The following is a 14,841-nucleotide window of genomic DNA, read 5'->3' on the forward strand; positions in this document are numbered from 1 at the left end:
GCTAATTCGTCATCTCAATCCGGCCAGCACGAAGTCGGCGATCTCCCCTGCCAGCTGCGCGGGCGTCTTCTGACCGTCCGGCCGGAACCACATGGGCAGCTGGTTCACGACGCCCAGCGCGATCCGCACGACGGTGTCCGCGGGCACGACGGAGCTGAACTCGCCGTCCGCCTGCCCCTTCTCCACGACGGCGAGGAACGTCTCGTGGTAGCGGCGGCGTTCGGCGCGGAAGTCCGTCATCCGGTCCTCGCCGAGCCGGTGCAGCTCCCGGACGAACACCGCCGTCTCGTCGACCCGTTCGGCCGTCGAGACGACGAGCGACGCCAGGATCTCGCGCACCGTCTCGGCGGCGGACAGACCGAGGCCGATGATCCGGTCCATGTCGGCGGACTGGGCCGTGATCAGCAGCCGGTAGATCTCGAAGAGCAGGTCGTCCTTCGAGCGGAAGTAGTGGTACAGCGCGCCCTTGGTGACCTCGGCGGCCTTGACGATCTCCTGCACCGAGGTCGCGTCGTAGCCCTGCGACGCGAACAGGCGCACGGCCGCGTCGATGATCTTCTGCTCGGTCGCGCTGGGCACGGGTTATTCCCGGGGTGCGAGCGCGCGTGCCTGCTCGGCCTGGTCGCCCCCGGTCGGGAGCAGCGCGATGATCGGCGTGTCGACCCCGTTGGCCTGGTATTCGGCCACGCGGCTGCGGCAGTGGTCGAGCGACCCGTGCACGACCAGCGCGTCCACGACCTCGTCCGGGATCGCCTTCGACGCGGCCTTGCGGTCGCCCGCCGCCCACGCCTCGTGCATCGGGCGCAACGCCTCGCCGCGGCCGAGCCAGTCGTGGAACGCCGCGTAGGCCGGCACGGTCAGGTACGTGCTGATCAGCATGCGGCCCAGGGCCCGCGCGGCGTCGGCGTCCTCGGTCGGGCACACGAAGATCCGTGCCGCGAGCTCGGCCTCGCCCAGTTCCTCACGCACCTTCGGCACGTCGGAGGCGGCGAGCCAGTTCGTGATCGCGCCGTCGGCCTCGCGACCGGCCAGGCGCAGCATGTTGGGACGCAGGGCCGCGAGCATGATCGGCACCTTCTCCGCGGGCGGGCGCTCCAGCTTGAAGCCCTTCACCGAGAACGTGTCGTAGTCGGCGGAGACCTTCTCGCCCGCCAGCGCGGCCTTCAGGAAGCGCAGCGTGTCGCGGGTGCGCTTGAACGGCTCCTCGAACGGGATCGCGTTCCAGCGCTGCACGATGGCGGGCGACGACGAGCCGATGCCCAGCACGAACCGGCCGCCGGTCACCTCCGCGAGCGTCGCGGCGGTCATCGCCAGCGTGGCCGGGCCACGGGTGTAGACGGGCGCGATCGCCGTGCCGAAGCGCAGCTCGGAGGACCACTGCGCGGCCAGGGCGAGCGGCGTGAACGCGTCGGTGCCGGTCGTCTCGGCCGACCACACGTCCGTGTAGCCGAGCCCGGCGAGCTCGGACACGAGCGCGCGGTGCTCCAGCACCGGCACACCGATCAGCGGCAGCGTGATTCCCCAACGAGCCATGAATGCCTCCAGTTCAGGACTTGGAGGTCACCCTACCGACCGGTCGGTATGCCCACAACCTCACCTCTTGCGCGCCATGGTCAGCCCGTCCGCGATCGGCACCAGCACCGACTCGACCCGCGTGTCGGCGAGCACGAACCTGTTGAAGGCGTCGATCGCGGCGGCGTTGCCCTCGGGCTGCTCGTCGGCCGCCTCTCCGTAGTAAAGGGTGTTGTCGGCGAGCAGCAGGCCGCCCTGGCGCACGCGCGGGACCAGCAGGTCCCAGTAGTGGACGTACCCGACCTTGTCCGCGTCGATGAACACCAGGTCGATGACCGGTTCCTCCGGCAGCTCGGCCAGCGTCTGGGCCGCCGCGCCGAGCCGCAGGTCGATCCGGTCGCGCACGCCCGCCGCCTGCCACGCCTCCTCCGCGATGGAGGTCCACTCGGCGGAGACGTCGCAGGTGATGACCTTGCCGGACGGGGGAAGTGCCTGCGCGAACGCCAGCGTGGAGTAACCGGTGTAGGTGCCGATCTCGACCACGGTCTGCGCGCCGGTGATCTTGACCAGCAGCGACAGCAGCACCGCCTGCTCGTGCGGGATCTGCATCTCCGCCGAGTCGCCGAGCTCCAGCGTGCGGGCGATGAGCTTCTCCTGCACCGCGCTGGGCCGGCCTGCCTGCTCGCGCACGTAGCGGTAGATCTGCGGGGTCATGACCACGGCCTTGAAGTCGTTCACGCGCGGCCTTCTCTCATAGTCGGGTGGCGAACGTCCTGAGTGTCTCTCCGTACTCGGGCCTCAGCGGGTGTTTCGCGAGGTCGTGACCGATCGCGGACAAAACGGCGGCGCGGTGCGCGCGGTAGCGGCTCACGCACACGTTCTCCCGGCTGACGAGGAAGAACTCGTCGAACCGGGCCCGTTCGGCGTCGGTGGTGGACATGCGCGCACGGCCGGACTCGCGCAGCAGCGACGGGCCGTCGGGCACGAGCCTGCGCATGACCTCCATGTGCGCCACCAGGTTCGCCTTGCTCGCAGAGGTGAGCGGTTCGGCCGCCACGGACCCCAGAGCGGCACGTGCCCGGCGCAGCAGGCCGGGCAGTGGCTCGTAGTCACGCGCCCACCGCCCGCTGAACGCCGGGTCGAACGTCACCATCATCGGCCGGATGACGTCCTCGTACACCTCACGGGAACAACTGCCCGAATAGGCGAGCATCACCGAGTACGCGTCGTATCCAAGCGCAGCGAGGCGGGCCAGCCGGGAATCAGGCTCGCGTATCAGCCGATCGAGTGAAGCCGAAAGAAACCTCCAGACCAGGAACGCGCCGTGGTGGCCGAGGAACCACCGGTGCACGGCCTGCTCGACCGGGTCTTCCGGCGTGCGGATGGCGATCGGCGTCTGAAAGCAGCCGGTCGCGCACGGGATCAGGTCCGCGCCCGGCATCGGCAACCGCAGGACGGGCAGATCCACCCAGGTGTGCCCCCACCGGGGGAGGCAGACTGGAGCACTCATCAAGCACACTCCACTTCGGACACGAGACTGTCGAGTACGTCCGCCACCCGGCCCAGCGCGGTGTCGAGAGGCCGGTCCTCCGCGATCGGTGGCACCTCGTCCGCGAGCCGGTCGAACACCGCCGCGAGCCGCGTCCCCTGCGGACGGCGCGCACCGACGTGCACCGCCTGGCGCAGCGCGATCGCGAGACCCGCGTGCAGGTACCGCAGCAGGCGCGCCTGGTCGAGCGCCGTCAGCGCGGCCTGCGTGCCGAACGGGACGACGTCCTGGTTGTGCAGGTTCGTCGGCAGGCTCTGCGTCGAGGCCGGTGTGGCCGCCCTGCGCATCGCCGCCACGGTGGCGGTCGCGCAGAGCTGGACTCCCTGCAGCGCGTGGTGGTGGCCGGGCAGCGGGCTCAGCATCGGCGGCAACCCGTTGCTGCGGTGGGGATCCACCAGCAGGTCGAGCTGGCGTTCGGCCAGGTTGCCCAGCTGCACCAGGGCGACGTTGAGCTGGTCGGCCGCGAAAGCGCTGGGCTGGCCGAAGAAGTTGCCGCCGTGCACGACCTCCCCGGTCTCCGGGAAGAACAACGGGTTGTCGCTCACCCCGTTGAGGTCGCGGCGCACCACCTCGTCGGCGTGCCGCACGCTCGTGCCGGCCGCTCCGATCAGCTGCGGTGTGCACCGGATGCTGTACGGCTCCTGCAACGGGCGCGCACCGGATGGCGTACTGCCTTCGAGCCAGGTCCTGATGGACGCACCCGATTCAGCGACGTCCGGATGCCCGAACGCGGCCAGTAGTCCAACCGAGGTGAACTCGGTGCCGCAGCCCAGGACGTCGGTCATCAAGGCGGACAACAACTCCGCCGTCCGGCGTGCGCGAACCGCCTGCGCGACAGCGAGTCCGAGTGCTGCGGCGGTCACCGAAATGCCGTTCACCAGAGCGAGCGCGTCACGCCCGTCCAACGCGAGCTTCTTGAGCCCGGCCAGTGCAAGCGCTTCCACGGCGGGCATGAGCCGCCCCTGGAAGAACGCGTTCCCGTTACCGCGCAAAGAATGTGCCACGTAGGCGAGCGGCTGGAGGTCGCCGCTCGCACCGAGTGAGCCCAAACGTGGTACAGCTGGGGCGAACTCGGTGTCCAGCATGGCAGTCAGCGAGTCCACGACCTGCTCGGACACTCCGGATCGCCCTTGCGCCAACGAGAACAGCCGCGCGAGCACGGCAGCGCGAGCGACGTCGGGCGGCAGCAGTTCACCGTGGCCGACGATGAGGTGGAAGAGGGTGTTGTCACATTGACCGGCGCTGTCCGGACGGCCAGCGAACTCGACGAGCGGGCCGAAACCCGTTGTGACGCCGTAGATCGCGCGTCCGGACGCGCTGACTTCGAGCACGAACCCGCGGCAGCGCGCGATCCGGTCGCGCACGTCCGCCGGCAGGTCGACGTGCAACGGGTCGCGGGCGAGTTCGAGGTGAGCCGGTTCGAGGTGCGCGGCCAGATTCAGGGCAGCAGGGGATGTTCCGACAGGCACGACGCCTCCTGAGGACTTGGGGAGCCACTCGCGACGATCCCGGTTGACCGGTAGGTGAGGAAGGGCCTTATGTACGCATCAAACGAGGAAAATTTCTCAGCTGTCCTTCGGCGTGATCACGCCGCCGGAGAGGTGATCGAACTCTCCGCGCACGATTCGGGCCAAAAGATCGGCCGACTGCTCCACCGGGGTGAACCTGCCCGCGGCGCGCTGAGACCTCGCCCACTCCGAGATCTTCCGCTGGTGCGGATCACCGGAGTCCATCTCGGCGCCGCGGCGCATCAGACCGATGTCGACCATGCCGGGGTCGTAGCACAGCACGGCGATCGGCCGGTGCTTCAGTTCGACCGCGAGGTTCTCGGTCAGCTTGATGACGGCCGCTTTGGACACCGAATACGCTGTGACATAAGGCCATCGGTGCACACCGGCGTTGCTGACCACGTTGACGACCCGCCCGCTCGTCATCGTGCGGATGGCGGCGTTCGCGGCGAACGCGGTGCCGCGCAGGTTCACCTCGAACGTGTGCCACCAGTCGTTCTCGTCGACCTGCCACGTCGGACCGACCGGCCCGCCGAGCGCACCGTTGTTGACCAGCACGTCGATCCCGCCGAGGCTCTCGATCAGCTTGGCCGTCGCGTGCGGATCGCCGAGGTCCGCGACGTGCGTCTCGACGTCGGCGCCCTGGGCCTTCAGCTCGGCCTCGGCGATGCCGAGCGCCTCCTCGTCGCGGCCGGTGAGCACGAGCTGATGCCCTTGCGCGGCAAGAACACCGCTGAACGCCCTGCCGAGCTCCTTGGCGCCACCGGTGATCAGCACCTTCACTGCGAGTCGTCCTTCAGCAGGCGACGGAGGATCTTGCCCGACACGGACTTCGGTATCTCTCGCACGAACTCAACCTGGCGGATCTTCTTGTACGGCGCCACCTCTGCCGCCACGAAGGCCATGAGTTCATCCGAAGTGACGTCGCCTTGCGTGACCACGAAGGCTTTCGGGATCTCGCCGTTAACCCGATCGGGCGCACCGATCACCGCCGCGTCCCGGACGGCGGGATGGCGCCGCAACACGGCCTCCAGCTCGGCGGGTGCGACCTGGTACCCCTTGTACTTGATCATCTCCTTGATGCGGTCGACGACGTGGAACCGGCCGTTGTGGACGCGCACCAGATCACCGGTGCGCAGCCAGCCGTCCACGAAGGCGTCGCGCGTGGCCCGTTCGTCGCCGAGGTAGCCCTGCATGACCTGCGGGCCGCGGACGAGCATCTCGCCCTCCGCCGCGTCCGTCGTGGTGCCCGGCTCGACGATCCGCGCCTCCGTGCCGGGACACAGCACGCCGACGCTCGCGGGGTCGGATTCCACGTCACCGTCGAATGTCTGGTGCGTGCCACCGGCTTCCGTGAGGCCGTACCCCTGGCGGACGGGCGCCTGGAGCTTGCGCTCGGCTTCCCGGCGGACGGCGTCGTCGAGGGGCGCGGCGCCGCAGAGGACGAGCTTGAGGCCGAGTTCCGGGACGGGTTCCCCGTGGTCCGCGATGGCCGCGGCGAGCGGAGGCACCAGGAACGCCCGGGTGACCCGGTGTTCTCCGAGGCACCGCAGGTAGGTGCCGGCGTCGCAGCGGGGCATGGTGACGAGCGTGGCGCCGCCGAGCAGACCGGAGTTGAGGATGATCGTGAAGCCGTAGACGTGGAAGAACGGCAGGTTCGCGGCGAGGACGTCGGTCTCGTCGATGCGCCAGCCCGGCCGGTGCTGCTCCAGGTTCGCGACGAGCGCGCGGTGGCTGTGGCCGACGGCTTTGGTGAGACCGGTGGTGCCGCTGGAGAAGAGGACGACGGCGGTGCCGTCCGGGTTTCCCGGTGGGAGCGAATCGGTGTCGCTGGAGGGAAGGTCGTCGAGGTCGAGCGTCCGCGTGACGTTCGCGAGCTGCTTCAGCCGCGCGATCTCCGGCGGCGTGAGCATCGGGTTGATGAGCGCGGCCGTCGCTCCCGCGGCCAGGACGGCGTGCAGGCCGACGGCGTACCGCGGTCGGTTGGCACTGGCGATCGCGACGGTGTCACCGGGTCTGATCCCGTTGTGCACCAAGCCTTTGGCCGTGGTCTCGACCTGTCGGGCCAACTCGGCGTACGTGAGCGACTCGCCCGTGACGGCGTCCACGAGAGCGAGCTTGTCGTTGTGCCACGCGCGTTCCAGCACGTGCTCCGGAACGGTGCGGTCGGGAACGGCCACCGCGGGCAGGGGGCTGCGGTAGATCACTGGCTCGGCTCCGGTCTCCACACCGCCGCACCTCATGCACGGCGGCGTGGCCGGAGACTATCGGGACTTCTCGTGATCGTGTGACCGAGTTCGGTCAGAGACTCACACCGCGCTCGGCGAGCCAGCCGACGGGGTTGACCTTCTGCCCGCCCGCGACCCACACCTCGAAGTGCAGGTGCGGCCCGGTCGACTGGCCGCGGTTGCCGATCGTCGCGATCTGCTGCCCGGACTTGACCTTCGCACCCTGCTGGACGTCGATGGTGTTCATGTGCCCGTAGACGGTGATGGTGCCGTCCTCGTGCTGAACGCGGACCCACAGCCCGAACCCGGACGCGGGCCCGGCCTCGACGACGGTGCCGTCCATGACGGCGACGATCGGCGTGCCGATGGCGTTCGCGATGTCGACGCCGTTGTGGCTGGTTCCCCAGCGGGCACCGAACCCGGACGTGAACGAACCCTGGGCGGGCCGCACGCACTTGGGCCGCTTCGCCTCCTCCTCGGCGGCGATCCGCGCGGCCTCGGCCGCGAGCCGCGCAGTCTCGGCCTTGGCGGCCTCCTGCCGCTTCACGAAGGCGCCCTCGGCGGACTTGAGCGCCTCGGCGACGTGGAACTGCGCCTGGATCTGCTCGGCCTGCAGCAGCTTGCGCGCCTCGGAGCCGGTGTTGACGTCGTGGATCGTCTGCGGACCCTGCGGCGCCTGCTGCTCGGCGGTCATCGCCGCAGCGAGGTTCTTGGTGGCCGCAACGGGGGCGATGATGCGGTCGACCGGGGTGACGGCGGTAGCCGCCTGAGCGAAACCGGCGCCGGCGAGGGCGCCCGCGGCGACCACCACCGCAACAGCCTTCTTGCGGTCCAGGTCCACCTTGGTGATGACGTCGACCAGGGGACCCTTCGAACGATGCCGTGCCAAACCTGTCTCCATGCACTCGGGGGAGTTCGGATGACCGCGCTTCGCCTGGCGTCGGGGGGCCTGGCTGCGGGCTTCGGGGGCCCGGTGGTGGACTGGACCGCTTCGGGGGAGATCCGTGTCCTTGCGGTTATCGAACCGTGACATGCGGCCCAGAACGTAACCTCGCGTGACCGGCGCAGGCAAGCGAAGTGGGCGTTCAGGTGATTAGGCCCACTGCTCGTCACTTTGAGTAGTCGAGTGGTTTAGGGCTTGGTCAACGGGCTTTGGACCAATCCTCGGGTTGGCGTTTGTACTGGTCAGTCGCTTTATCGTGAAAGGTTTGCCTGGGGGTGGGGCGGGGACGGGGCTGGCGGGGGTGGTTACTTCGGGTGGCTGGGTCGTTTGGGCTCGCGTCGGCGCCGGGGTGGTGGCCTTTGCCGTGGGCGCGTGCGCGACGGGTGTGGGCTGGCGGGCGGCTGATGGGCGAGCAGGCGCGTTCGAGCCCGAGGAGGCGTGCGGGTCGGCTTGCGTTGGCTTGTCGCCGGTTCCAGCGGGGTGGTCGCCTGCCGTGCGCTGCGGTCACCTTGTGTGGGTGGTTGGGCGGGCAGTGCCGAGCCGGTGCCGGTCATCGCCGCTTCGCGTCGATAGCGATTGGGGCTTGACCTTGAGCCTCTGGCGGGATGCTGAAACGGCCGGAAAAGGCCGGGCTGAAAAGCGCCCGGCCGTGCCCATGAGGGGAGCATCCCGCCCCCTCAAGGTCAAGCCCCAATCGCCGTCGGGGTTGCGTCACCACCGCTTGACCAGCAGGCCTAGGTTCACACGCCTCGGCTTCGCCATTGCCGTGGGCGGCAGGGTGGCTCGGCTCCGCCGTTGCCCCTTTGCTTGAGGAGGGACGCCTCGGCTTCGCCATTGCGTTGGGTGGCAGGTGGCTCGGCTTCGCCGTTGCCCTTCGGGCTAGCGTCCTCTGCACCGCCTGTTCTGGGTCGATGCGCTCGGCTGGCCTCGCCCCCGGACCGACCACTCCGGTTGGCACCATCACGCCAGCCTCACCAGGCTCGGCGTCGCTGCCTAGGCGCTCCAATCGGCGCCGCTCCGCCGTGCCGCCCGGTCTCTCCCTTTGGCCACGCCGTCACCGCACCTGCACCACTATGTGAGCGCCCCGCCGCTCAGCCACTCCGCCCGGCCTCACCCTGGACCGGACCCCACCCACCTGGCGCCAAGACTCGGGCGCCAGGTGGGTGGGGCCACTCCGCTTGGCGTCACAGCTCAGCCCTCTCCACCCGGCACGTCCCACCACAGCGGCACCACAACCTGGCCGCTGCTCCAACCGGTTGCCGCCGCGCCACCTGGCCGCCCCGCCACTCCGCCCAGCTCCACCTCTAAGCCGGGCCCACCGCGGTTGGCGCCACCACTTGGGCGCGGCGCCTCTCAGCCACCCCGCTCGGCGTCACCACTCAGCCACACCAGCAGGCCTCGCCGCCTGGCTACCCACTACTTGACCTTTGGCTTCGCCCGACCGCCGCACCACCCAGCCACCACACCCGGCCCTGACCCGGCCGCTGTTCCCTCCCGGCTGCCCCCACCGCCCGGCCGCCGCGCCGCCAGCCACCACAACTGGCCCCTCCACCTGGCCGCTGCTCCTCCCGGCTGCCCCACCCGTCCGGCAGCCCCACCCCGCACTTCTGCTCCGCCTGCCGCCACTCCGCCATCCACCGCACGGCCCGCCACGACGCTCCCACCCCACCTCCACCGGCCACACCGCCCAGGCCCGACCCCGCTCAACGCAAAGGGCCGCCGGACGCGCGTGGCGTCCGGCGGCCCCTCGGTCGGGCGTTGGTTACTTGTACCTGGGTGCTGCCGGGGGCAGCGGGGCCACCGGGAGGCCCTCGTGGATCACCTTCATGGCGTTGAACCAGGTGGGTGCGGCTACCTGGCCACCGAAGACGCCCTGCGAGCTACCGGGGCAGAGGCGGATCGGGTTGGCGCAGATGACCTGCGGGTTGTTGCCGTCGGCGTAGGTCATGACGGCGCCCGCGTACTGCGGGGTCGCGGCCAGGAAGGCGACCGACTTGTGCTCTTCGGTGGTGCCGGTCTTGCCGATGACGGGGCGGTTCCAGCCGGAGCCGGTCGCCGCGCCCGCTGCCGTGCCGCCGCCGATCGTGTCGTGGGACATGCCCTGGGCGAGGCTGTTCGCCAGGTCCGGTTCCACGGCCTGCTCGCAGGGCGCTTCCTTCAGCGGGATGTCCTTGCCGTAGCGGTCGATGACCTTCTCCACCGGGCTCGGCGGGCACCAGGTGCCGCTCGAGACGATGGTCGCTGCCACGTTGGCCAGTTCGAGGACGCTGGTGGCGCCGGGGCCGAGGGTGTACGAGCCGGCGTTGTTCTGCTTGGTCCAGTCGCCCTGCGACGGGCCGTTGGAGCCGTCGGACTTCAGGGGCTCCGCGCCGCGGTTCACGCCGGTGAGGGTCTCGCGCATGCCGAGCTTGTAGGCCATGTCGACGACGTTGTTCAGGCCCGCCTGCTCCTGCAGGATCACGAAGCCCGTGTTCGGGGACGTCGCGAGGGCCTGGGTGAGCGTCATCTCCTCCGGGTAGTCGGCCGCGTTCTGCACGCGCCAGGCCGTGCCGTCGTTCGGGTAGACCTTGGAGTTGTAGACCTTCGGGACCTTGATCTTGCGGTCGATCCCGGTGACGCCGTTCTTCAACGCGGCGGCGGCGGTGAAGATCTTGTTCACCGAGCCGGGACCGAACGGCAGGACCTCGGCGGGCACGGGGCGGGCGACCTGGCCGAGCTCGGCCTTGTTGCCGTAGTCGCGGGAGGCGACGAGGGCGCGCACGCGGTGCTTGTCGGTGCCCGGCTGGACGACGGACATGACGTTCGCGATGCCGTTCTGGGTCTTCGGGACCTGCTGCTCGGCCGACTGCTTCGCGGCCTTGGTGGCCTTCGGGTCCATCGTGGTCTTGATGGTGAGGCCACCGCGCTGCAGCTGCTTGTTCGTGATGCCGGAGGCGCGCAGGTAGTCGAGCAGGTAGGAGCAGAAGAAGCCGTAGATCGGGCCGTCACCGGCGCCGACGCAGCCCTTGGGCAGGATCTGCAGGTCCTCGACGATGCCGAGCGGCTGGGCCTTGAACTCCTCGGCCTTCTTCTTGGCCTCGGTCTCGTCGGCGCCGAACGCGCCGTTCTCGCGCATCTTGTCGATGACGATGTTGCGGCGCTCCAGCGCCTTGTCCGGGGAGGCGCCGGGGTTCAGCGACGACGGGCGGTTCGCGATCGCGGCGAGCAGTGCGGCCTGCGGAACCGTCAGCTTGTCGGCGGTGGTGTTGAAGTACGCCTTCGCGGCGGCACCGACGCCGTAGGTCTGGTTCCCCAGCGGCACGATGTTGAGGTAGCCGGTGAGGATCTCGTCCTTCGTCATCTGCTGCTCGAGCTGCAGCGCGACGCGCGCCTCGCGCATCTTGCGGCCGATGGTCGCCTCGGTGGCCTTCTCCCAGGCCTCCTGCTCGTTGTCGGCGCCGAGCACGAACGCCATGTAGTTCTTCACGTACTGCTGGGTCAGCGTCGACGCGCCCTGCGTCGCCCCACCGTCCACACCGGCCTTGGCGGCGGCACGGGCGATGCCCTGCCAGTCGACGCCCTGGTGCTCGTAGAACCGCTTGTCCTCGATGGCCAGGATCGCGCCCTTCATGGTGTCCGCGATGTCCTTGGTCTCCAACGGGATGCGGTACTGGTCGTACAGGTAGGCGATCGGGTCGCCGTTCATGTCCTGGATGGTGGTGACGAGCGGCAGCTCACCCTTCGCGAGGTCACCCGACGTCTGGTCGACCTGGTCGGCCGCGCGGTTCGACGCGAGCCCGAGACCTCCGACGAACGGGAACACCATCGCAGCGAGGAGGACGCCCGCCGTCAGGCACAACCCCAGCAATTTGACCAAGCCTGACGCGCGTGCGGCGAACAACCCGCAACTCCTTCCGAACAAACCCCAGAAAGTCTCTACGTATTAAGTCGCGCGGGAGGCCCGTGAGGTTGCGTCCGCTGATCGACTGTTTTCAACCTACCGGAGCAACCGGAGGCCGATCGTCGGACTGGCCCTGCGCACCTCGACGCCCGTGTGGTCGGGAAGCAGGTCGTCCAGGAACCCGTAGCGCGACAGTTCTTCGTCCGGCCGCCTGCTCACCGTGCGCCACCAGACCGCGATGTCTCCCCAGCCCGGTGCCGACAGCGAACCACCGAAGTGCTGCACGGACAGCGCGGCGCACAGGTTCGCGAACCGCACCCGGTGTTCGAGCGGCCACCCGGCCAGAGTGCCCATCACGAACCCGGCCCCAAACACGTCACCGGCACCGGTCGCGTCGAGTTGCGCGACGTTGAGCCCCGGCACGTCCACGCACTCGCCGGTGGCGCTGTCCACCGCGACCGCTCCCCCGCCGCCGCGTGTGACGACCACCACGGGCACGTGCTCGGCGAGCCGGCGCGCGGCGGCCACCGGGGTGTCGGTGCGGGTGTACCCCTGCGCCTCCACGTGGTTCGGGAGGAACACGTCATAACCGTCGAGCCGGCGCAACAGCTCCGGCGACCACGCCCCGGTGCGGTCCCAGCCGATGTCGGCGAAGAGCTTCGCGCCGTTCTCCTTCGCCGTGCGCACCCACTGCTCGTCCTCCGCCTGGATGTGCACGAAGCACGCACGTGCCGACGGCGGCGGAGAGAAGAGGTCATCGGCGACGACGGGCGCCTTGTGCCCGTGCGTGACCATGCTGCGGTCGCGCTCCATCGCCATGGACACGGTCACGGGCGAGTGCCACCCGTAGAAACGGCGGCAGTAGGAGAGGTCGACGCCTTCCTGGTCCGCCAGGACGTCCCAGCAGAAGTCGCCGTACGCGTCCTCCCCGAACGCCGCCGCCAGCGCGGTCTTCAGCTCGAGCCGGCGCAACGCCACGGCGAGGTTCGCGATGCCGCCGGGACACGACCCGAGTCCCTCGGCCCACACCTCGGTCCCCGGCTCCGGCGGCCGGGGCAGACCGGTGAAGATGATGTCGAGGAAAACGGTGCCGGTGAGCAGCACGTCGTAGGCGGGTTCCGGATGGGCCATGCGTAAACCTTGCCACCCGAAGCCGGTGATCATGCGCTAAGAACAGTCCTCATGGCGGTTCCGCTCAGGAAGAACTCCCGTTTCCAGCTGCTCTGGGCCGGCGCCGCCGTGTCGCAGCTGGGCACGCAGCTCACGACCGTGGCGGTCCCGCTGCTGATCTTCGCGGTCACCGGGTCGGTCTTCTGGGCGGGCGTGTTCGCGGGGGTGCGGGCGGCGGCGCTGATCCTCACGCAGATGCCGGCGGGCGTATGGGTGGACCGCTGGGACCGCGGCAAGGTCCTGGTCCGCAGCCAGGCCACGCAGGCCCTGGCCGCCGCGGCGATGGCGGCCAACGTCGTCACCGGCCTCGACTCGATCCCCGTGTTCCTCGTCCTGGCGGCGGTGGACGGCGTCTGCACCGCGTTCGCCGGCCCGGCCCGCGCCACCGCCATCAAGGAGGTCGTGCCACCGGAGCAGCTCAGGACCGCGTACGCGCAGGAAGAAGCGCGCACCCACGTGGCGTACCTGGTCGGACCGTCCCTCGGCGCGCTCCTGTTCGGCCTCGGGCGCTCGGTCCCGTTCGTCGGCGACGCCCTGTCGTTCCTCGTCGCCGCCGTGTGCGCGTGGTTCGCCAAGATCCCGCCGCGGACCGGGCAGCGGCCACGTCAGCGCATGCGCCAGGACCTGCGCGAGCCGTGGGCCTGGCTGTGGCACCAGCGCGGGCTGCGCAACATCGTCGTGATCTTCCTGACGCTGAACCTGCTCGGCGGGGCCTCGGTGCTGCCGGTCATGGCGCTGGTCAAGGAGCGGGGCGGCGCCGACTGGCTGGTCGGCCTGGTGCTCACCGGCCTCGGCGTGGGCGGCGTCCTCGGCGCCCTGCTGTCGCCCAGGGTCACCCTGACGCCCGCCCGGCTGATCGTCGCGGTGCTCACCGTCATGGGCGTGTGCATGACGGCGATGGCACTCCCGCTCGGCGCGTGGTGGCCGTTCGTGCCGCTCGTGATCACCGCGATCGGCACCCCGTTGCTCAACGTCTCCGTGGGCGCGGTCTTCACCGCGATGGTGCCCGAGGACCTGATGGGCCGGATGGACGCCGTCCTGAACTTCGCGAGCCGCGGGCTCACGCCGATCGCACCGGTGCTCGGCGCGTTCCTGGCGGACGTGGCCGGCGGCGCGGTCGCGCTGCTCGTGTTCGGCACGTTGGTGCTGGTCACGGCTGCGGTCGGGGCGCTCGCGGATCTGCGGACGACGGTTCCTCAACAGCCTTGAGCCGCGGGCCCTCACCCAGTCGCCCGCGATGCCCGCCGCGATCGGCGAGCGGGTCAGCCCTCCTCGGCGATCATCTCCCGCATCCGGGTGAGCGCGCGGTGCTGCGCCACCCGCACCGCGCCCGGAGTCGACGAGACCGCCAGCGCGACCTCCTCGGCGGACAGGCCCACAGCCACCCGCAGCACGAGGATCTCGCGCTGGCGAGCAGGCAGCTTGTGCAGCAGGCGCGTCACCTGGGCCATCATCTCGCCGTTGACGGCGTGCTGTTCCGGGCCCAGGTCCAGCGACGGGCAGTCCGGCAGCTCCGGCACGACCTCGGCTCGGTTGCGGACGGCGCGCCGGCGGGCGTCGGCGACCTTGTGCGCGGCGATGCCGTACACGAACGCGAGGAACGAACCGGGTTCGTAGCGGTACTTCGACAACGCGCCGAGCACCGCCACGCACACCTCCTGCGCGATGTCCTCGGCCGAGACCAGCGTGCGCTCGCGGCCGCCGACCCTGGCGCGGCAGTAGCGCACGATCAGCGGCTGGATGCGGCCGAGCAGGTGCTCGACCGCCCGTCTGTCTCCGGCGAGAGCGGCATCGACGAGGTCGGCGAACTCGGCTTCGGCGAGCCACTGGTTGGAGACCGGTGCCTGGAGCACCCGGCGGCGTGTGGGCACCGTCGGCCGGTCCCAAGCCCCTGCGCCTTCACCGGGCACGAGGACCGAGACACCGCCACCGGCCCGCACGGCTGTGGGTAGAACCATCCCGGCGACCTCCTCCACTACAGCGACACTAGGGGCTTCACTGAAGAAGAGACCGCAGCGAGCCGATTGATACCGCCTGCTTCAAAGAGGACC

Annotated in this window: 12 protein-coding genes; 1 reads left to right on the top strand and 11 read right to left on the bottom strand. The window is 70.0% G+C overall.

Annotated features, from left to right (window positions below; translation table 11 throughout):
• Nucleotides 1-9 precede the first annotated feature (9 nt).
• The 10 genes from ORI60_RS37625 to ORI60_RS37670 form a co-directional block, all read right to left on the bottom strand.
• On the bottom strand, nucleotides 10-579 hold the full coding sequence (locus ORI60_RS37625) for a TetR/AcrR family transcriptional regulator (RefSeq protein WP_266042788.1): 570 nt from the start codon (nucleotides 577-579) through the stop codon (nucleotides 10-12).
• A gap of 3 nt (nucleotides 580-582) precedes the next feature.
• Nucleotides 583-1,533 carry an LLM class F420-dependent oxidoreductase gene (locus ORI60_RS37630; protein ID WP_266042789.1) on the bottom strand — a complete coding sequence of 317 codons (951 nt, stop codon included), beginning with the start codon at nucleotides 1,531-1,533 and terminating at the stop codon, nucleotides 583-585.
• Nucleotides 1,534-1,593: 60 nt separating this feature from the next.
• Nucleotides 1,594-2,250 (bottom strand): O-methyltransferase, encoded by a 657-nt coding sequence (locus tag ORI60_RS37635; RefSeq protein WP_266042790.1) that lies wholly within the window; start codon nucleotides 2,248-2,250, stop codon nucleotides 1,594-1,596.
• 13 nt (nucleotides 2,251-2,263) lie between these two features.
• Nucleotides 2,264-3,022: an L-tyrosine 3-hydroxylase gene (locus ORI60_RS37640; RefSeq protein ID WP_266042791.1), complete on the bottom strand. Its 759-nt coding sequence runs from the start codon at nucleotides 3,020-3,022 to the stop codon at nucleotides 2,264-2,266.
• Nucleotides 3,022-4,530: an HAL/PAL/TAL family ammonia-lyase gene (locus ORI60_RS37645; protein ID WP_266042792.1), complete on the bottom strand. Its 1,509-nt coding sequence runs from the start codon at nucleotides 4,528-4,530 to the stop codon at nucleotides 3,022-3,024. The genes ORI60_RS37640 and ORI60_RS37645 overlap by 1 nt, the downstream gene beginning before the upstream one ends.
• Before the next feature lie 96 nt (nucleotides 4,531-4,626).
• Entirely contained in the window at nucleotides 4,627-5,352 is a 726-nt protein-coding gene (locus ORI60_RS37650) for an SDR family NAD(P)-dependent oxidoreductase (protein WP_266042793.1), read from the bottom strand.
• Nucleotides 5,349-6,797, bottom strand: coding sequence for an AMP-binding protein (locus ORI60_RS37655; RefSeq protein WP_266042794.1), 1,449 nt, complete (start codon nucleotides 6,795-6,797; stop codon nucleotides 5,349-5,351). The genes ORI60_RS37650 and ORI60_RS37655 overlap by 4 nt, the downstream gene beginning before the upstream one ends.
• A 73-nt stretch (nucleotides 6,798-6,870) precedes the next feature.
• The gene (locus ORI60_RS37660; RefSeq protein ID WP_266042795.1) at nucleotides 6,871-7,686 is read right to left on the bottom strand and encodes a M23 family metallopeptidase; all 816 of its coding nucleotides are present in this window, start codon (nucleotides 7,684-7,686) and stop codon (nucleotides 6,871-6,873) included.
• A gap of 1,816 nt (nucleotides 7,687-9,502) precedes the next feature.
• Complete coding sequence (locus tag ORI60_RS37665; RefSeq protein WP_266042796.1) at nucleotides 9,503-11,587, bottom strand: transglycosylase domain-containing protein; 2,085 nt, start codon at nucleotides 11,585-11,587, stop codon at nucleotides 9,503-9,505.
• Nucleotides 11,588-11,716: 129 nt separating this feature from the next.
• The gene (locus ORI60_RS37670) at nucleotides 11,717-12,751 is read right to left on the bottom strand and encodes a carbohydrate kinase family protein (protein ID WP_266042797.1); all 1,035 of its coding nucleotides are present in this window, start codon (nucleotides 12,749-12,751) and stop codon (nucleotides 11,717-11,719) included.
• 51 nt (nucleotides 12,752-12,802) lie between these two features.
• Between ORI60_RS37670 and ORI60_RS37675 the strand changes: the two genes are divergently transcribed.
• Complete coding sequence (locus ORI60_RS37675; protein WP_266042798.1) at nucleotides 12,803-13,999, top strand: MFS transporter; 1,197 nt, start codon at nucleotides 12,803-12,805, stop codon at nucleotides 13,997-13,999.
• Nucleotides 14,000-14,052: 53 nt separating this feature from the next.
• Here the strand turns inward: ORI60_RS37675 and shbA are convergent, their stop codons facing one another.
• The gene (gene shbA, locus ORI60_RS37680; RefSeq protein WP_266042799.1) at nucleotides 14,053-14,748 is read right to left on the bottom strand and encodes an RNA polymerase sigma factor ShbA; all 696 of its coding nucleotides are present in this window, start codon (nucleotides 14,746-14,748) and stop codon (nucleotides 14,053-14,055) included.
• Nucleotides 14,749-14,841 lie beyond the last annotated feature (93 nt).

This window comes from Lentzea sp. NEAU-D7, from assembly GCF_026242055.1.
Lineage (GTDB): Bacteria > Actinomycetota > Actinomycetes > Mycobacteriales > Pseudonocardiaceae > Lentzea.